Origin of the sequence: Sphingomonas paucimobilis NBRC 13935, assembly GCF_000739895.2 — a bacterium.
GTDB classification, from domain to species: Bacteria; Pseudomonadota; Alphaproteobacteria; order Sphingomonadales; family Sphingomonadaceae; genus Sphingomonas; species Sphingomonas paucimobilis.
Genome location: NZ_BBJS01000050.1, coordinates 39,044 through 57,503 on the forward strand (window position 1 = coordinate 39,044; position 18,460 = coordinate 57,503).

The window sequence follows — 18,460 nt, forward strand, 5'->3', positions numbered from 1 at the left end:
GCTCAGAACAGCGCCCGAGCGGCGGCCAGCGACCAGGCGCCGAGCAGCGGGATCGCCAGATAGCCGATCGGCGAGACAAACAGCGCCGACAGCGCGATCAGGCCGCTCTCGACCGGCTGGGCGTCATTGGCCCAGCTTCCGGCCGGCTCGTCGAAGAACATCGTCTTGACGATGCGCAGGTAATAATAGGCACCGATCACCGAGGCGACGACACCGATCACCGCCAGCGGGAACAATCCCGCCGCGACCGCCGCATTGAACACCGCGAACTTGGCGTAGAAGCCGAGAAGCGGCGGGATGCCCGCGACCGAGAACATGAAGAACGCCATCGCCCAGGCCAGCGCCGGACGCGTCCGCGACAGGCCCGACAGGCTGGCGATCGACTCGAGCGGATTGCCGTTCTCGTCGCGCATGCGGATCACGATCAGGAACGCACCCAGCGTCATGATGACGTAGATGGTTAGGTAGGTCAGCACCGCCGCGACACCCTGCGCCGTACCCGCCGCCAGACCGATCAGCGCGAAGCCGACATTGTTGATCGATGAATAGGCCAGCAGCCGCTTGATGTTGGTCTGCCCGATCGCCGCCACAGCGCCGAGGATGATCGACGCCAGCGCGGCGAAGGTCACGATCTGCTGCCACTGCTGCACCGCCGAGCCCATGGCCTCGACCGCGACGCGGATCGCCAGCGCGATCGCCGCGACCTTGGGGGCCGAAGCGAAGAAGGCGGTCACCGGGGTCGGCGCGCCTTCGTAGACGTCCGGGGTCCACATGTGGAACGGCACCGCCGACATCTTGAACGCCAGGCCGGCGAACACGAACACCAGACCGAACATCAGCCCCAGCGAACGCGTGCCCATGACTGCGTCACGACCATAAGCACCCGCGATCTGCGCGAAGTCGGTCGAACCCGAGAAGCCGTAGACCAGCGAGATGCCGTAAAGCAGGATGCCCGACGCCAGCGCGCCGAGAACGAAGTACTTCAGGCCCGCTTCGGCCGAACGCCCGTCGCGCCGCATGAAGCTCGCCAGCACATAGGCCGACAGGCTCTGCAGTTCGAGACCGACATAGAGCGTCAGCAGATCGCCCGCCGACACCATCATGCCCATGCCGACCGCCGAAAGCAGCATCAGCACCGGATATTCGGGACGCAGATCCTCACCCGGCGAACGGGCGAAGAAGCGCGGCGCCATGATGATCGCGACCGCGGTCGCCAGATAGATCAGCACCTTGGCGAACCCGGCAAAGCTATCCGCTCGGTACAGGCCATCAAACGCCACGCCGCCGGTAGTCGCCGGACCGGTCAGCGCCACCATGGCACCCGCCAGCACGAACACCGCCGCGATGGAGATGCCCCGGGTGGAGGCGGTTCCACCCCAGGCGGCGACGAGCATCAGCGCGATCGCGCCGAGGGTCAACACCAGCTCGGGCAGGACCATCAAAAGGTTCAACGAATAGCTCATCAGTGCGCCTCCCCGTGCGCAGCTTGGTGCTCAGGGGCATGGGTGGTGGCGAGCGCGGGGTTGCCGGCGGTCGGACGGCTGTCCGAACCCGGGTTCGCCCGGTCGATCCGCTGGAGCAGGATCGTCACGTCCTTGCGCATCGGCGCCAGGAAGCTTTCCGGGTACACACCCATCCACAGCGTCACCGCCGCGATCGGGGCGAGCAGCCATAGCTCGCGCGCCGACAGGTCGGGCATCGCCGCCACCTCGTCCGACTTGATCTCGCCATAGGCGACGCGCCGGTAAAGATAGAGCATGTATGCCGCACCCAAGATGATGCCGGTGGTGCACAGCAGCGCGGTCCAGGTCGACACCTGATAGGTGCCCATCAGCGACAGGAACTCCGCGACGAAGCCGCTGGTACCCGGCAGACCGATCGACGCCATGGTGAAGAACAGGAACAGCACGGCATATTTCGGCATGTTGATCGACAGCCCGCCGTAGCGCGCGATCTCACGGGTGTGCAGCCGGTCATAGATGACGCCGACGCACAGGAAGAGCGCGCCCGACACCAGACCGTGGCTGAGCATCATGATCATCGCGCCCTCGATGCCCTGCTGGTTGAAGGCATAGAGACCGATGGTCACGATCGCCATGTGCGCCACCGACGAATAGGCGATCAGCTTCTTCATGTCGGACTGCACCAGCGCGACCAGCGAGGCGTAGATCACGGCGACGGCCGACAGCGCGAAGATCAACCAAGTCAGCTGTCCGCTCGCCTCCGGGAACATCGGTAGCAGGAAGCGCAGGAAGCCATAGCCGCCCAGCTTCAGCAGCACGCCTGCCAGGATGACCGAACCCGCCGTCGGCGCCTGCACGTGCGCGTCGGGAAGCCAGGTGTGGACCGGCCACATCGGCATCTTGACCGCGAACGAGGCGAAGAAGGCGATCCACAACCAGGTCTGGACCGAGGCCGGGAAGTCATAGGCGAGCAGCGCCGGGATCGAGGTCGTGCCCGCCGTGCGCGCCATATACAGCATCGCGACGAACATGAGGAGCGAGCCGAGCAGCGTGTACAGGAAGAACTTGTACGACGCGTAGATGCGGTTCGCCCCGCCCCAGATGCCGATGATCAGATACATCGGGATCAGGCCGGCTTCGAAGAAGACGTAGAAGAGGAACAGGTCCTGCGCCGCGAAGGTGCCGATCATCAGCACCTCCGTGAACAGGAACAGGCCCATATATTCGGGCACCCGCTTGTCGATCGCGCGCCAGCTGGCGCCGATGCAGATCGGCATCAGGAACACGCTGAGCATGATCAGCAGAAGCGCGAAGCCGTCGATGCCGAGCGACCAGCCGAACGGGCCGAAGATGCCCGGGGCATGCTCGACGAACTGCCACTGCGCGCCGCCGACATCGAACTGCGTCCAGAGCACGATGCCCAGGGCGAAGTCGATCAGCGTGGCGGCGAGCGCCAGCATGCGCGCGCCGTTCGCGTTGAGGAAAAGGCAGGCGATCGCGGCAACAGCCGGGACCGCCAGCATGACGGAGAGGATCGGGAAGCCCTGCATCACGCGATCAACCCAAAATGGCCCAGGTGACGGCCGCGGTCAGGCCGATCAACATGACGAAGGCATAGCTGTAGAGATATCCCGTCTGGAAGCGCGCCGCACCCTTGCTGCCCTGCTGGATAAGCCAGGCAACGCCGTTGGGGCCGAAGCGGTCGATCGTCTTCTCGTCGCCACGGTGCCACAGGAACCGGCCGATCGCGAAGGCGGGGCGCACGAAGAGGAAATGGTAGATCTCGTCGAAATACCATTTGTTGAGGAGGAAGCGGTACAGGATGCGGAACTCGTCCGCGAACTTGGCCGGGAACTCCGGTGCACGGATATAGGTCAGATACGCGGTCAGCAGACCAAGCAGCATCACCACCGTCGCCGACAGCTTCACCCACACCGGCACGCCATGCATCGAGTGCATCAGGTGCTCGTTGAAGGCGATCGCACCCTTCCAATAGGTCTCGCCTGATTCCGGCTCGATGAACCAGCCGTGGAAGACGAAACCCGCCGCGATCGCGCCGATCGACAGGACGATCAGCGGGATCAGCATGACCAGCGGGCTCTCATGCGGGTGATAGCCACCGGTGCCCTCCGGCAGATCGGTGTGCGCCGCACCGTGCACGCTCGGTTCGTCACCGGCGTCTTCGGCATGGGCGACGTTGTGATGCGCCTCGTCATGATGATGCGCGTCATGAGCATGGGCATGATCGTCATGACCGTGGCCATGCGCGTCGTGCAGCGCGTGCTGGATATGCTCCGACCCGGTCCAGCGCGGCTTGCCCCAGAAAGTCAGGAACATCAGGCGCCACGAATAGAAGCTGGTCAGCAGCGCGGCGATCACGCCCGCCCAGAAGGCGAAGCCCGAACCACCGGCATAAGCGACTTCGATGATCGCGTCCTTCGAATGGAAGCCCGCGAAGCCGAACGCCATCGGATTGCCGAACAGAGCCGGGATACCAACGCCGGTGATCGCCAGCGTACCCATCATCATCGCCCAGAAGGTGAGCGGGATGTGGCGACGCAGACCACCATAATACCGCATGTCCTGCTCGTGATGCATCGCATGGATCACCGAGCCCGCCCCCAGGAACAGCAGCGCCTTGAAGAAGGCGTGCGTGAACAGGTGGAACATCGCTGCGCCATAGGCACCGACGCCTGCCGCGAAGAACATGTAACCGAGCTGCGAACAGGTCGAATAGGCGATGACACGCTTGATGTCGGTCTGCACCGTACCGATCGTCGCGGCGAAGAAGCAGGTGCAGGCACCCACCACCGTCACCACGCCCAGTGCGGTCGGCGAGGTTTCAAACATCGGCGACAGGCGGCACACCATGAACACGCCGGCGGTCACCATGGTCGCCGCGTGGATCAGCGCCGACACCGGGGTCGGGCCTTCCATCGCGTCCGGCAGCCAGGTGTGGAGCCCGAGCTGCGCCGACTTGCCCATCGCGCCGACGAACAGCAGCAGGCAGAGCACGGTCATCGTGTCGAAGCGATAGCCCAGGAAACCGATGGTCGAACCCGCCATGCCCGGCGCGGCGGCCAGGATCGCCGGGATCGAGACGGTCCCGAACACCAGGAAGGTGCCGAAGATGCCGAGCATGAAACCGAGGTCGCCGACGCGGTTGACGACGAACGCCTTGATCGCGGCGGCATTGGCCGAAGGCTTGCGGAACCAGAAGCCGATCAGCAGGTAGGACGCGAGACCCACGCCTTCCCAGCCGAAGAACATCTGGACCAGATTGTCCGCCGTCACGAGCATCAGCATCGCGAAGGTGAAGAGGCAGAGATAGGCGAAGAAGCGCGGCTGATCCGGCTCCTCGCTCATATAGCCCCAGCTATAGAGGTGGACGAGTGCAGATACGCTGGTGATGACCACCAGCATGATCGCGGTCAGCGAGTCGACGCGCAGCGCCCAGTCGACCGACATGGTGCCGCTGGTGATCCAGTGGAGCACCGGCGTGACCGTCGCGACGCTATGGCCCGACAGATAGCCGATGAAGATCGGCCATGACAGCGCGCAGGAAATGAACAGCGCGCCGGTCGTGACGACCTTGGCGGGCACGTTCCCGATGGCCTTGTTGCCGAACCCCGCAATGGCGGCGGCCAGCAACGGCAGGAAGACGATAGCGAGGATCAACCCGATTACCCCTTCATCCGGTTGACGTCGTCGACCGCGATGGTGCCGCGGCCACGGAAATAGATGACCAGGATCGCCAGACCGATCGCCGATTCACCGGCGGCCACGGTCAGCACGAACATGGCGAAGACCTGACCCACCAGATCCTGAAGCGCGGCCGAGAAGGCGACGAGGTTCAGGTTCACGGCGAGCAGGATAAGTTCGATCGCCATGAGGATGACGATCAGGTTCTTCCGGTTGAGGAAGATACCCAGCACCCCCATGGTGAACAGGATCGCCGCGACGACCAGATAATGGACGAGACCGATCGTCACAGTTCCACCCCCTGCCCGATGGGCTGATTGATGTTGCGGATCGCTTCATGCGGCTGCCGCGCATTCTGCTTGGCGATGTTCTGCGGACGGACGCCGCCGCGCTTGCGATGCGTGAGCACGATCGCGCCGATCATCGCGACGAGCAGGACCAGACCCGCACCCTCGAAGATGAACAGATAGCGCGTGTACAGCAGGTTGCCGATCGCCTGGATGTTGGACACCTCCGGCGCGATCGGGGCCGCGCGGGCCGCCAATTGCACGCCGCCGACGCTCCACGCCTGGAACGCGATGATGACCTCGGCCAGCAGCGCGACCGCGAGCGCCAGGCCCAGCGGCAGGTAGCGCGCAAAGCCCGCCCGCATCGCCGCGACCTCGATATCGAGCATCATGACGACGAAGAGGAACAGCACCGCGACCGCGCCCACATAGACGATGACGAGCAGCATCGCGATGAACTCGGCCCCGCACAGCACCATGAGGCCCGCGGCGTTGAAGAACGCCAGGATCAGCCACATGACCGAGTGCACCGGATTGCGCGACGCGATCGTGAGCCCTGCGGACACGATCACCACGGTCGCGAAAATATAGAAGGCGATAGCCTGTATCACTGCCTGTCAGGCCCCTTTTCTGTCCGCCCCGAACCGTTGGTCGCGGGCTTTAACGGTACGGCGCATCGGCGGCAAGGTTCGCCGCGATCGCGCTTTCCCAGCGGTCACCGTTATCGAGCAACTTCGACTTGTCGTAGATCAGCTCTTCGCGGGTCTCGGTCGAAAATTCGAAGTTCGGACCCTCGACGATGGCGTCCACGGGGCAAGCCTCCTGGCACAGCCCGCAATAGATGCACTTGGTCATGTCGATGTCGTAGCGCGTCGTGCGGCGACTGCCGTCGTCGCGGGGTTCCGCCTCGATCGTGATCGCCTGGGCGGGGCAGATCGCCTCGCACAGCTTGCACGCGATGCACCGCTCCTCGCCATTGGGATAGCGACGCAGCGCGTGCTCACCCCGGAAGCGCGGAGAGATCGGGTTCTTCTCGTACGGATAGTTGATCGTCGCCTTCGGCTTGAAGAAGTAGCGAAGGGTCAGCGCATGGCCCTTCACGAACTCCCACAGCGTAAAAGCCTTGACGTACTGAGCGACGCTCATGCCGGAACTCCCACGCGCGCATACATCAGCACGCCAGACACCAAGAATACCCAGAACAACGACACCGGCAGGAACACCTTCCAGCCCAGCCGCATCAGCTGGTCGTACCGGTAGCGCGGTACGGTCGCCTTCACCCAGGAAAACACGAAGAAGAAGAAGCACATCTTCAGCAGCAGCCAGACGATGCCCGGCACGGCGTAAAGCGGCGCCCAGTCCAGCGGCGGCAGATAGCCACCCCAGAACAGGATCGCGTTCAGCGCGCACATCAGGATGACGTTGGCATACTCACCCAGCCAGAACAGCGCGAACGACATCGAGCTATATTCGGTCTGGTAGCCGGCGACGAGCTCCGACTCCGCTTCGGTCAGGTCGAAGGGCGCGCGCTGCGTCTCGGCCAGCGCCGAGATGAAGAACATCACCGCCATCGGGAACAGCAGCGGGTTCAAGAAGAAGCCGTTGACCGGAATGCCCAGCACGCTCTTCTGCGCCTCGACGATGTCGGTCAGGTTGAAGCTGCCCGCCCACATCACGACAGAAATCAGGATGAAACCGATCGCGACTTCATAGGACACCATCTGCGCGGCCGCACGAAGCGCCGAGTAGAAGGGATATTTCGAGTTCGATGCCCAGCCCGACAGGATCACGCCGTAGACGCCCAGCGACGAGGCGGCGAGGACATAGAGCAGGCCGACATTGATGTCGGCGACGACCACGCCCGGTTGGAACGGCACCACCGCCCAGACGATCAGCGCGACCGTGAAGGTGATGATCGGCGCCAGCAGGAACAGCCCGCGATTGGCGGCGGCCGGAACGATGGTTTCCTGCAGGAAGACCTTCAGACCGTCGGCGAACGACTGGAGCAGACCGAAGGGGCCGACGACGTTCGGACCACGGCGCAGCGCCATCGCCGCCCAGATCTTGCGGTCGACATAGATGACCATCGCCACCGCCAGCATCAGCGGCAGGGCGATCGCCAGAATCCCGACCAGCGTCGCGATCGTCCAGGCCCAGCCATAGGGAAGGCCGAGCGTCGTGTTGAAAAACGCGGTCACTCCGCTGCCTCCGCATAGCTCTCACCATGGACCAGTTCGGCCGAGCAGCGCTGCATCGTCGGGCTGGCGCGGCAGATCGCGTTGGTGAGGTAGAAGTCCTTGATCGGATAGCCCTCGAGCGTGCCGGACGCGGTCGCGTTCAGCGACGGCGCGGCCCAATCGAAGGTCACGAGGCCGACCTGGCCCAGCGCGGGAACCTCTGCGGCCATCGCGGCGCGCAGTTCGTCCAGCGTGTCGAAGCTCAGGGTCTGGCCGAGCACTTCGGACAGCGCGCGGAAGATCGTCCAGTCGTCCCGCGCGTCGCCCGGTGCGAACACCGCACGGTCGCCGCGCTGCACCCGGCCTTCCAGATTGACCCAGGTGCCCGACTTCTCGGCATAGGTCGCGCCCGGCAGGATGACATCGGCATGATGCGCACCCTTGTCGCCATGATGGCCGACGAACACCTTGAAGCTGCTGCCGAACTTGGCGAAGTCGACCTCGTCGGCGCCCAGGAAGAAGGCGAGCTTCGGCGCGGCCGCGACCACGTCGGCGATGCCGCCCTTCTGCGCGTAACCGAGCATCAGGCCGCCCATGCGCGCGGCCGCCATGTGGACGACATTATAGCCGTTCCAGGCCGAGCCATCTTCCAGCGTCCGCACCAGATTGAACTGGTCGACCAGCTTCAGGCTCGCGCCATGCGCGCCCTTCAGTGCAGCGCCACCGACGATCACCATCGGACGGGCGGCCTTGCCGAACAGTTCGGCCACCGTGTCGGGCAGGTTGCCCAGCACCGACAGATCGGCACCCAGCCACTCGACCTTGTAGGTCAGATCGGTTTCGGGGCCGATCGCGAAGACCTTGGCACCCTTCTTGATCGCCTTGCGGATACGGGTGTTCACCAGCGGCGCTTCCCAGCGCAGATTGGTGCCGATCAGCAGGATCGCATCGGCGCGCTCGACGCCCGCGATGGTCGTGTTGAAATTGACCGCGGCCAGGCTCGACACGTCATAGTCCATGCCGGTCTGACGGCCCTCGAGCAACGTCGAGCCCATCTTCGCCAGCAGCGCCTTGGCGGCGAACATCGTCTCGCAATCGACCAGATCACCGGCGATGGCGGCGACGCTCGAACCGGCATTCACGTCACGGATCGCGGCGAACGCCTCGTCCCAGGTCGCGGGCACCAGCTTGCCGTCGCGGCGGATGAACGGACGGTCGAGACGACGACGGACCAGGCCGTCGATCGCGTGACGCGTCTTGTCGCTCGCCCACTCCTCATTCACCTCGTCGTTGATGCGCGGCACGCAGCGCAGCACCTGACGACCCCGGCTGTCGAGGCGGATGTTGGTGCCGACCGCGTCCATCACGTCGATGGCGAGCGTCTTCTTCAGCTCCCAGGGACGCGCCTCGAACGCATAGGGCTTGGACGTCAGCGCGCCCACCGGACACAGGTCGACGACATTGCCCGACAGTTCGCTCGTAACCGCATGTTCGAGGTACGAGGTGATCTGCATATTCTCGCCGCGATAGATCGCGCCGATTTCCTCCACGCCCGCGACCTCTTCGGCGAAGCGGACGCAGCGGGTGCACTGGATGCAGCGGGTCATGACCGTCTTGACGATCGGACCCATATATTTCTCGGTGACGGCCCGCTTGTTCTCGTCATAGCGGCTATGGCCCTTGCCATAGGCCATGGACTGGTCCTGCAGGTCGCACTCGCCGCCCTGATCGCAGATCGGGCAGTCTAGCGGGTGGTTGATGAGCAGGAATTCCATCACGCCTTCGCGCGCGGCCTTCACCATCGGGGTGGTGGTGAAGATTTCCTGATTGTCCGCCGCCGGAAGCGCGCACGACGCCTGCGGCTTGGGGGGCCCAGGCTTCACCTCGACCAGGCACATGCGGCAATTGCCCGCGATGGACAGCCGCTCATGATAGCAGAAGCGCGGGATTTCCTTGCCCGCAAGCTCGCAGGCCTGCAGCACGGTGGCGCCCTGGGGCACCTCGATCTCGACGCCGTCGACTTTGACCTTAGGCATTATTCGGCAGCTTCCATCATCGGGGCGTTGCCGCCCGTCTCGCCTTTGCGTTCGCGAATGCGGCGTTCCATCTCCGGGCGGAAGTGGCGGATCAAGCCCTGGATCGGCCAGGCCGCCGCGTCGCCCAGCGCGCAGATGGTGTGGCCTTCGACCTGCTTCGTCACCTGGAACAGCGTGTCGATCTCGGAGACGTCGGCATCGCCGGTACGCATCCGCTCCATCACGCGCCACATCCAGCCGGTGCCTTCACGGCACGGCGTGCACTGGCCGCAGCTCTCATGCTTGTAGAAATAGGACAGGCGGCTGATCGCCCGGACGATGTCGGTCGACTTGTCCATGACAATGACCGCCGCCGTGCCGAGGCCCGATCCGACCGCCTTCAGGCCGTCGAAGTCCATCGGCGCGTCCATGATCTCGGCGGCGGGCACCAAAGGCACCGACGAGCCGCCCGGGATCACCGCGAGCAGATTGTCCCAGCCGCCACGGATACCGCCGCAATGCCGCTCGATCAGCTCGCGAAAGCTGATCGACATGCTTTCCTCGACCACGCAGGGGCGATCGACATGGCCGGAAATCTGGAAGAGCTTGGTACCCTTGTTGTTCTCGCGCCCAAAGGAGGAGAACCACTCGGCCCCGCGCCGCAGGATCGTCGGCGCGACCGCGATCGACTCGACGTTGTTGACCGTGGTCGGGCAGCCATAAAGGCCCGCACCAGCCGGGAAAGGCGGCTTGAGGCGCGGCTGGCCCTTCTTGCCCTCCAGGCTTTCGATCATCGCGGTCTCTTCGCCGCAGATATAGGCGCCCGCACCGCGATGGACGAAGACGTCGAAGTCATAACCCGAGCCGCAGGCATTCTTGCCCAGGAAGCCCCGGTCGTACGCTTCGGCGACCGCCGCGAACAGCGTCTCGGCCTCGCGGATATATTCGCCGCGAATATATATATAGGCCGCCCGCGCGCGCATCGCGAAGCCCGCGACCAGCGCGCCCTCGATCAGCTTGTGCGGATCGTGGCGGATGATCTCGCGGTCCTTGCACGAACCGGGCTCGGACTCGTCGGCGTTGATGACCAGGAAGCTCGGCCGGTCGGGGCGCGGTTCCTTTGGCATGAAGCTCCACTTCATACCGGTCGGGAAGCCCGCACCGCCGCGCCCGCGCAGACCCGACGCCTTGATGACGTCGATGATCTTGTCCTGGCCCAGCTCGAGCAGCGCCTTGGTATTGTCCCAATCGCCGCGCTTCATCGCCGCGTCGACGTTCCACGGCTGATAGCCGTAGAGATTGGTGAAAATGCGGTCCTTGTCAGCGAGCATTATGCGCCCCACTCCCCGCGATAGTCGTGATTGTCGCCGACCATGGCGGTCAGCGTGGTCGGACCGCCCAGCGGCTCGACCGTGTGGCGACCCGGCTCCTGCGTGCCGGTCTTGGGGCTCTCGCCCCGGGCCAGCGCTTCCAGGATCGTGACCGTGCGGTCGTAATCCAGATCCTCGAAATTGTCGTCGTTGATCTGCACCATCGGCGCGGAGGCGCAATTGCCCATGCACTCGACCTCGGTCAGCGTGAACAGGCCGTCGGGCGTCGTCTTGCCCTTGATCAGGCCCTTGTTCTTGCACGCCGCCAGCACGTCGTCCGACCCGCGCAGCATGCAAGGCGTCGTGCCGCACACCTGAACGTGATAGCGGCCGACCGGCGCGAGGTTGAACATCGTATAGAAGGTCGCGACCTCGTAGATGCGCATATAGGCGACGCCGAGCTGACGCGCGACGAACTCGATCACCGGGACCGGCAGCCAGCCTTGCGTCTGCGTCTCCGCCCCCACCTGGCGCTGCGCCAGATCGAGGAACGGGATCGAGCACGACTGCTCGCGACCCTTCGGATAGCGCGCGAGGATCTCGTTCGCCTTGCGCTGGTTCTCGTCGGTCCAGGCGAAATTGCCCCAGCGGGCACGAACTTCCGCCTCATCGGGAATGTTGGGTGCTTCAGCCATTACAGTTCATCAACTCTGCTACGAGAGATCGGCAGGAGGCTCCACACGAGCGCACCGATCCACCCGACAAAAGTCCAAGCCAGAAAGATATTCACCAGCAGGATCCACAGCATCCGGGGATGCATCCGAGCCGCCGCCACGATCGAGGGCAGGAACCCGATCGGCAACGTGACCAGGAGTATCAGTATGTGGACCAGGCTGAACGATCCCATCAGCGATCGCACTCCCCAAAAACGATGTCCATCGCGCCCAGGATCGCGGTCGTGTCGGCCAGCATGTGGCCCTTGGACATGAATTCCATGGCCTGCAGATGGCTGAACGCGGTCGGGCGGATCTTGCAGCGATAGGGTTTGTTCGATCCGTCGGAGACGAGATACACGCCGAATTCGCCCTTGGGGCTTTCGGTCGCGACATACACCTCACCGGCGGGGACGTGATACCCTTCGGTATAGAGCTTGAAGTGGTGGATCAGCGCTTCCATCGAGCGCTTCATCTCGGCGCGCTTGGGCGGCGTGACCTTGCGATCGGTGGCGAGCACCGGACCTTCGGGCATCTGCGCCAGGCACTGCTTCATGATCCGGGCCGACTGGCGCACTTCCTCGACGCGCACCATGAACCGGTCATAGCAGTCGCCGCTGGTGCCCACTGGCACGTCGAAATCCACCTTGTCATAGGCGTCATAGGGCTGCGACTTGCGCAGGTCCCACGGAATGCCCGAGCCGCGGATCATCGGGCCCGAGAAGCCCCACTTGATCGCATCCTCGCGGTTGACCACCGCGATATCGACGTTGCGCTGCTTGAAGATGCGGTTGTTCGACACCAGGCCGATCGCATCCTCGAATAGCTGCGGCAGACGCGTATCGAGCCAGTCGGCGATATCGGTCAGCAGCTTGAGCGGCACGTCCTGGTGGACGCCGCCGACACGGAAATAATTCGCATGCATGCGCGCGCCCGAAGCCCGCTCATAGAAGTTCATGCAGTCTTCGCGGATTTCGAACATCCACAGGTTCGGCGTCATCGCGCCGACGTCCATCACATGACTGCCCAGATTGAGCATGTGGTTCGAAATACGCGTCAGCTCGGCGAAGAACGTCCGCAGATATTGCGCGCGCAGCGGCACTTCGAGGTCGAGCAGCTTCTCGACCGCGAGCACATAGCTATGCTCCATGCACATCGGCGAGCAATAGTCGAGGCGATCGAAGTAGGGCAGCGCCTGCGCATAGGTCTTGTATTCGATCAGCTTCTCGGTGCCGCGATGCAGCAGGCCGACATGCGGATCGACGCGTTCGACGATTTCGCCGTCCAGCTCCATGACGAGGCGAAGCACGCCGTGCGCCGCCGGATGCTGCGGGCCGAAGTTGATCGTATAGTTCTGGATCGACACGTCACCCGTGGTCGGGTCGGCATCGTCCGTCTTGTGGAGCAGTTCGTCGACGTAGTCGCTCACTGATTCTGTCCTCCGCCCTTGCTCGGCACGACGTCCGGATCGTTGGGCTTGCCCTCGGCCTTGTTGCCCGGATGCGGTTCGCCCGCGCCCGTCTGCTTGGAGCTTTCGGTGGTCTTGGTCTCGGGCGCGTTGGCGGCGGCCGTCTTGTCGGGCGCCGCATCGGCCTTCTTCACCGCATCCGCACTCGCCGGAGTCTGCGCACCCTTGCCCTGCGGCTGCGCGCCCTTCTCGTCGCCCGGCAGGACGTACTCGGCGCCTTCCCACGGGCTCTGGAAGTCGAAATTGCGGAAGTCCTGCGCCAGCTTCACCGGCTCATAGACGACCCGCTTTTCCTCTTCCGAATAACGCAGCTCGGTATAGCCGGTCAGCGGGAAGTCCTTGCGCAGCGGATGGCCGCGAAAGCCATAGTCGGTCAGGATGCGACGCAGGTCGCTATTGCCCGAGAACAGGACGCCGTACAGGTCATAGACCTCGCGCTCCAGCCAGCCCGCGACGGGCCACAGCCCGGTCACCGACGGCACCGGCTTGTCCTCGTCGGTGCAGACATGGACATGCAGGCGGTGGTTGCGGGTCAGCGAGAGGAGGCAATAGACCACCTCGAAACGCTCGTCGCGTTCGGGATAGTCGACGCCCGCGATTTCCATGAGCTGCTGATATTCCAGCCCCTTGGTATCACGCAGCGCAATCATCGCAGGAACCAGGTTCACCCGGTCGACGACCAGCGCGACCTCGCCGACATGCTCGCGCGCGTCGACCAGCCAGGGGCCGAGCGCGGCGCGAGCCGCATCGATCACGCCGTCGTTCGCGGCGAAACGGGGAGCAGGCGCCCTCACCGTTCGATGCTCCCGGCGCGACGGATCTTCCGCTGCAACTGCATCACGCCGTACAGCAGCGCCTCGGCGGTCGGCGGACAGCCTGGGACATAGATGTCCACCGGCACGATCCGATCACAGCCGCGCACCACCGAATAGCTATAATGGTAATAGCCGCCACCATTGGCGCAGCTGCCCATCGAGATGACGTATTTCGGGTTCGACATCTGATCGTACACGCGACGCAGAGCCGGGGCCATCTTGTTGCACAGCGTACCCGCGACGATCATCACGTCCGACTGGCGCGGCGACGCACGCGGCGCAGCGCCGAAGCGCTCCATGTCATAGCGCGGCATGTTGACGTGGATCATCTCCACCGCGCAGCACGCCAGACCAAAGGTCATCCACCAGAGCGAGCCGGTGCGCGCCCACTGGAAAAGCTCCTCGGTCGAGGTGACGAGGAAGCCCTTGTCGGTCAGCTCGCCGTTCAGCCCATCGAAAAAGCCCTGATCGGGCTGAATGACGGCCTGGCCATCATGGACGGCTCCGCCATGGGCCTGCGGCTTGAACTCAACCGGACCGGAGTGAAGATTTACTCCCAATCCAACGCTCCCTTCTTCCACGCATAGACGAGACCCAGCGCGAGCTCGCCGATGAAGATCATCATCGAAATCCAGGCGACCCAGCCAATGCTGAACACACTGACCGCCCAGGGGTACAGAAATGCCGCTTCCAGATCGAAGATGATGAACAGGATCGCGACGAGGTAGAAACGCACGTCGAACTGGCTGCGCGGGTCTTCGAACGCGGGGAAGCCGCATTCATATTCGGACAGCTTCTGCTCGTTGGGCTGGTGCGCACCGGTCAGGCGCGCGACGAGCATCGGCAGAAACACGAAGGCCGTCGACAGTGCCAGGGCAACGCCCAGGAACAGGAGGATCGGCAGATATTGCGACAGATCGACCAAGTTTTTCTCTCGCAGATGCGGAACTGGATGCGGATGGCTTTAGGCCGATGGGTCGGCTGGAGCAAGCCAGCGGAGCTATGAGAATGAATCGCAAATGAACCGCGCCATTCATCCTATCCGACAGGATTTCAGATGGTATCTGAGGGGCTTGAGCGCAATGGCGATCCGCCATCGCGCTCGAAATCCCTCAAAAAACCTTAACGGAGCGCGTTCGCCAGCAGCTTGTGCAGCTTGGAATGCAGGCCCTCATTGGCGGCCAGATACTCGCCGCGGTCGAGCGACTTGTCGCTGCCCCGGAAATCGCTGACGAAACCACCGGCTTCTCGCACCAGCAGCATGCCGGCCGCCGCGTCCCAGGGCTTCAGCCCCGACTCCCAGAAGCCATCATACCGGCCCGCCGCCACCCAGGCGAGATCGAGCGCGGCCGAACCGAAGCGGCGGATACCGGCGACCTGCGGCGCGATCGCACCGAAAATGCGGCTCCACTGAACGAAATCGCCATGACCCAAAAAAGGAATGCCGGTCGCAATCAGCGCCTCGGAAAGATCGCGGCGCGACGACACGCGCAGGCGGCCGTCCTGCAACCACGCGCCCCGGCCCTTCTCGGCCCAGAAGCTCTCATCGGTCAGCGGCTGATAGATCAGGCCCGTCGTCACCTCACGCTTGCCGTTCGCCAGCGGCTCCTCGACCGCGATCGAGATGGCGAAGTGCGGGATGCCGTGCAGGAAGTTCGAGGTGCCGTCGAGCGGGTCGATGATGAAACGCGGCTTGGACGGATCGCCCTTGATCTCGCCACCCTCCTCCATGAGGAAATTCCAGTCGGGACGCGCCTTCTTCAGTTCCTCGAAGACGGTCTCTTCGGCGCGCTTGTCGGCCATCGACACGAAGTCGGCGGGCCCCTTGCGGCTGACCTGGAGGTGCTGAACCTCGTTGAAGTCGCGGCGGAGACGCGGGGCGGCCTTGCGCGCGGCGCGTTCCATGATGGTGAGAAGCCCGGAGTGCGAGGCCATGATCGTCCTTTCGGTCGCGCCTCTGCATCTCGGGCGCTGGAAGTGAAAAGGCCCGCCGCGAACGACGGGCCGGGACGGCGGATGACGGTGTCGCGCTTAAATCGCGCCGGTCATCCGCCGATACCGATTAGTCCGCGCGGCGGACGTAGGTCTGTTCGTACACATCGACCACGATGCGCGTGCCGCTGGCGATGTGCGGCGGCACCATCACGCGGACGCCATTGTCGAGGATGGCGGGCTTGTACGAGGACGAGGCGGTCTGCCCCTTCACCACGGCGTCGGCCTCGACGATCGTCGCTTCGATCTGGTCGGGAAGCTGGACCGAGATCGGCTTTTCCTCGTGCAGTTCCATCACGACGTCCATGCCGTCCTGCAGGAACGCGGCGGCATCGCCCAGCAGGTCGCGCGGCAGCGTGATCTGCTCGTAACTTTCCTTGTCCATGAAGGTCAGGTCGTCACCCTCGGCGAACAGGAACTGGAAGTCCTTGGTATCCAGGCGAACGCGCTCGACCGTCTCGGCGGAGCGGAAGCGGACGTTCGTCTTGCGGCCGTCGATGAGGTTCTTCATCTCGACCTGCATATACGCACCGCCCTTGCCGGGCTGGGTGTGCTGAATCTTCACGGCGCGCCAGATGCCGCCTTCATACTCGATGATGTTGCCGGGACGAATGTCCACGCCGCTGATCTTCATGGGTCTTCAACCTGCTGGAAAGAGCGAAGGATGCCGGGGCATGAAGCGGCCCGGCGGTCCGTGTCGGCCGCTTTAGCTCGAAGCGGTCTTTCCGGCAAGCAGCGGATAGGGATCGACCGGCTCGCCCTGCCACCAGCGGTCGCCGGCGCGCATCCAACTGACCGCGAAATGCAGATGCGTGTTGCCCGCTCCCGCATTGCCCGTATCGCCGACATAGCCGACCACCTGCCCCTGCCGCACGCGCTGCCCCTCGGTCAGGCCAGGCGCATAGCCTTTCAAGTGCGCATAATAGAGGCTCCAGCGGCGATCAAAAGACCGGATATAGATGGTATGCCCGCCGCGATCGCTGTCGAACAACTTCTCGACCGTGCCGGGGAGCGCCGCAACGACCGGCGTGCCCGAGGGCGCGATGAGGTCGATGCCCTGATGTTTGCGCTGGCCGCCCTCGCGCGGATCGCCCCAGTCATGGTGGAGCGATGCCGCGGGATAGTTGGCGATCGGCATGGCCAGGGCGGCCGAGCTTCCCGCAGCCGCTTGCACGGTCGGCGCGGCGACATCGGGCACGACGACCTCGCCGGGCCCAAAGGATAGCATCGATAGAAAGCCGCCGACCGCGACCACGATCAGCCCCAGCATGACCCAGCCGAAACGCGATAGCGGGCCCGTTCCCCGCTTGCGCGTCATTCCGGCGTCACCAGCAGATTGCCGATCCTGGCATCCCTTGCTTGCGGCGCCGAACGATCGATAGGCTTAGCCCCGTCCATGCCGCGCGCCGCAGGTCGCGACAGCGCATAACGCGTATCCGGTGCACCCTGCGCCGGGGCCGGCGAAGGATGCGTGGCCACCGCCACCAGCGCCAAAGCGATGCCGCCACCCATGGCCATCGCCAATTTGTTCATGCGCCGCTCCTTCCCGCCTTTTGCCACCTTGGTAGATCAACGCAGGCGAAAGGCGCTTGTTTCCGGAGCGCAACGGATTGCCCTTTATGCGACACCCCGGCGACCCCGTTATGACGTGGAGGCGGATGTGGTTTGGCGGACGGGGGAAGCGCATCTCGTCCTGCCCGCTTTTCCTCCAACGCGATCGACGAGCAGACCGGAAGCGGTAGGGCACCTGGGGCCCCGGCTTTCGCTGGGGTCGTGCAGGCTGAATCAGACCTTCAAAACCTCAGCAAACGCCTTCACCGCCGCGGCTTCGTCGCCATTCCACACCGCGCCGGACGCGGCCAGGAAGTCCGCCCCGGCCTTCACCAACGGTGCCGCATTGGCCGGGGTGATCCCGCCGATCGCCACGCAGGGGAGCTCGAACAAGGTCGACCACCAGGACAGAACCACCGGCTCGGCCCGGTGCTTCGTTTCCTTGGTCGTGGTCGGATAAAAGGCGCCGAACGCGACATAGTCGGCCCCCGCCTCCCCCGCTTCCATCGCCAGATGGCGGCTGTCGTGACAGGTCACACCGATCTGCACCGATGGCCCCAGCACATCGCGCGCTTCCCGCGCATCGCCGTCCTCTTGCCCCAGATGCACGCCATCCGCACCCAGTCGCTTGGCCAGGCTGATGCTGTCGTTGACGATGAAGGCTACCTCACGATCGGCACAGATGCGCTGGAGCGGCTCTGCCAGCTTGGCGGCCGCATGCTGATCCATGTCCTTCACGCGGAACTGAAAGGCCGCGACGGGCCCGGCATCGAGCGCGCGCGCCAGCCGGTCGGGAAAGTCTCCGCCTACTTCGAGCGGCGAGATCAGGTAAAGCTGGCAGGGCGGACGTCGCATATCGCGGACAAAGGCATCGGCGAATTGCGGATCGAGGGGGCCCAGGGGATCGTCATCAAGCGTCATGCCGCTTTCCCTAGCGCCTGACGCGTCGCCCGTCACCTATGCCGGG

The 18,460-nt window shown here is 64.3% G+C and carries 20 protein-coding genes; all 20 read right to left on the reverse strand.

Annotated elements, in window-relative coordinates; genetic code table 11:
- Positions 1-2 precede the first annotated feature (2 nt).
- Positions 3-1,463, reverse strand: coding sequence for an NADH-quinone oxidoreductase subunit NuoN (nuoN, locus tag SP6_RS15530; RefSeq protein WP_007404220.1), 1,461 nt, complete (start codon positions 1,461-1,463; stop codon positions 3-5).
- A complete protein-coding gene (locus SP6_RS15535; protein WP_007404188.1) occupies positions 1,463-3,013 on the reverse strand; it encodes an NADH-quinone oxidoreductase subunit M in 1,551 nt (516 codons plus the stop codon). The genes nuoN and SP6_RS15535 overlap by 1 nt, the downstream gene beginning before the upstream one ends.
- Positions 3,014-3,020: 7 nt before the next feature.
- Entirely contained in the window at positions 3,021-5,141 is a 2,121-nt protein-coding gene (gene nuoL, locus SP6_RS15540) for an NADH-quinone oxidoreductase subunit L (RefSeq protein ID WP_007404125.1), read from the reverse strand.
- A gap of 5 nt (positions 5,142-5,146) precedes the next feature.
- Entirely contained in the window at positions 5,147-5,455 is a 309-nt protein-coding gene (gene nuoK / locus SP6_RS15545) for an NADH-quinone oxidoreductase subunit NuoK (protein WP_007404079.1), read from the reverse strand.
- Positions 5,452-6,063: an NADH-quinone oxidoreductase subunit J gene (locus SP6_RS15550; protein WP_007404217.1), complete on the reverse strand. Its 612-nt coding sequence runs from the start codon at positions 6,061-6,063 to the stop codon at positions 5,452-5,454. The genes nuoK and SP6_RS15550 overlap by 4 nt, the downstream gene beginning before the upstream one ends.
- A gap of 49 nt (positions 6,064-6,112) precedes the next feature.
- On the reverse strand, positions 6,113-6,598 hold the full coding sequence (nuoI, locus tag SP6_RS15555) for an NADH-quinone oxidoreductase subunit NuoI (protein ID WP_007403979.1): 486 nt from the start codon (positions 6,596-6,598) through the stop codon (positions 6,113-6,115).
- On the reverse strand, positions 6,595-7,650 hold the full coding sequence (nuoH, locus tag SP6_RS15560) for an NADH-quinone oxidoreductase subunit NuoH (RefSeq protein WP_007403957.1): 1,056 nt from the start codon (positions 7,648-7,650) through the stop codon (positions 6,595-6,597). The genes nuoI and nuoH overlap by 4 nt, the downstream gene beginning before the upstream one ends.
- The gene (nuoG, locus tag SP6_RS15565; RefSeq protein ID WP_007404201.1) at positions 7,647-9,665 is read right to left on the reverse strand and encodes an NADH-quinone oxidoreductase subunit NuoG; all 2,019 of its coding nucleotides are present in this window, start codon (positions 9,663-9,665) and stop codon (positions 7,647-7,649) included. Before nuoG ends, nuoH begins: the two co-directional genes overlap by 4 nt.
- Entirely contained in the window at positions 9,665-10,975 is a 1,311-nt protein-coding gene (gene nuoF, locus SP6_RS15570) for an NADH-quinone oxidoreductase subunit NuoF (RefSeq protein ID WP_007404054.1), read from the reverse strand. Before nuoF ends, nuoG begins: the two co-directional genes overlap by 1 nt.
- Positions 10,975-11,649 carry a complex I 24 kDa subunit family protein gene (locus tag SP6_RS15575; protein ID WP_007404027.1) on the reverse strand — a complete coding sequence of 225 codons (675 nt, stop codon included), beginning with the start codon at positions 11,647-11,649 and terminating at the stop codon, positions 10,975-10,977. Before SP6_RS15575 ends, nuoF begins: the two co-directional genes overlap by 1 nt.
- Complete coding sequence (locus SP6_RS15580; protein WP_037567974.1) at positions 11,649-11,861, reverse strand: superinfection immunity protein; 213 nt, start codon at positions 11,859-11,861, stop codon at positions 11,649-11,651. Before SP6_RS15580 ends, SP6_RS15575 begins: the two co-directional genes overlap by 1 nt.
- Entirely contained in the window at positions 11,861-13,096 is a 1,236-nt protein-coding gene (locus SP6_RS15585) for an NADH-quinone oxidoreductase subunit D (protein ID WP_037567976.1), read from the reverse strand. Before SP6_RS15585 ends, SP6_RS15580 begins: the two co-directional genes overlap by 1 nt.
- Entirely contained in the window at positions 13,093-13,929 is an 837-nt protein-coding gene (locus tag SP6_RS15590; RefSeq protein ID WP_037567978.1) for an NADH-quinone oxidoreductase subunit C, read from the reverse strand. Before SP6_RS15590 ends, SP6_RS15585 begins: the two co-directional genes overlap by 4 nt.
- The gene (locus SP6_RS15595; RefSeq protein ID WP_007404146.1) at positions 13,926-14,510 is read right to left on the reverse strand and encodes a NuoB/complex I 20 kDa subunit family protein; all 585 of its coding nucleotides are present in this window, start codon (positions 14,508-14,510) and stop codon (positions 13,926-13,928) included. Before SP6_RS15595 ends, SP6_RS15590 begins: the two co-directional genes overlap by 4 nt.
- Positions 14,501-14,875 (reverse strand): NADH-quinone oxidoreductase subunit A, encoded by a 375-nt coding sequence (gene ndhC / locus SP6_RS15600; RefSeq protein ID WP_007404103.1) that lies wholly within the window; start codon positions 14,873-14,875, stop codon positions 14,501-14,503. Before ndhC ends, SP6_RS15595 begins: the two co-directional genes overlap by 10 nt.
- Before the next feature lie 197 nt (positions 14,876-15,072).
- Entirely contained in the window at positions 15,073-15,885 is an 813-nt protein-coding gene (locus SP6_RS15605) for an inositol monophosphatase family protein (RefSeq protein ID WP_007404243.1), read from the reverse strand.
- A 127-nt stretch (positions 15,886-16,012) separates the two neighbouring features.
- Positions 16,013-16,576: an elongation factor P gene (gene efp / locus SP6_RS15610; RefSeq protein ID WP_007403968.1), complete on the reverse strand. Its 564-nt coding sequence runs from the start codon at positions 16,574-16,576 to the stop codon at positions 16,013-16,015.
- A gap of 72 nt (positions 16,577-16,648) precedes the next feature.
- A complete protein-coding gene (locus SP6_RS15615; RefSeq protein WP_007403962.1) occupies positions 16,649-17,260 on the reverse strand; it encodes a M23 family metallopeptidase in 612 nt (203 codons plus the stop codon).
- A complete protein-coding gene (locus tag SP6_RS15620; protein WP_007404203.1) occupies positions 17,257-17,475 on the reverse strand; it encodes a hypothetical protein in 219 nt (72 codons plus the stop codon). The genes SP6_RS15615 and SP6_RS15620 overlap by 4 nt, the downstream gene beginning before the upstream one ends.
- Before the next feature lie 252 nt (positions 17,476-17,727).
- On the reverse strand, positions 17,728-18,414 hold the full coding sequence (gene thiE, locus SP6_RS15625) for a thiamine phosphate synthase (protein WP_007404178.1): 687 nt from the start codon (positions 18,412-18,414) through the stop codon (positions 17,728-17,730).
- Between the last annotated feature and the right edge of the window lie 46 nt (positions 18,415-18,460).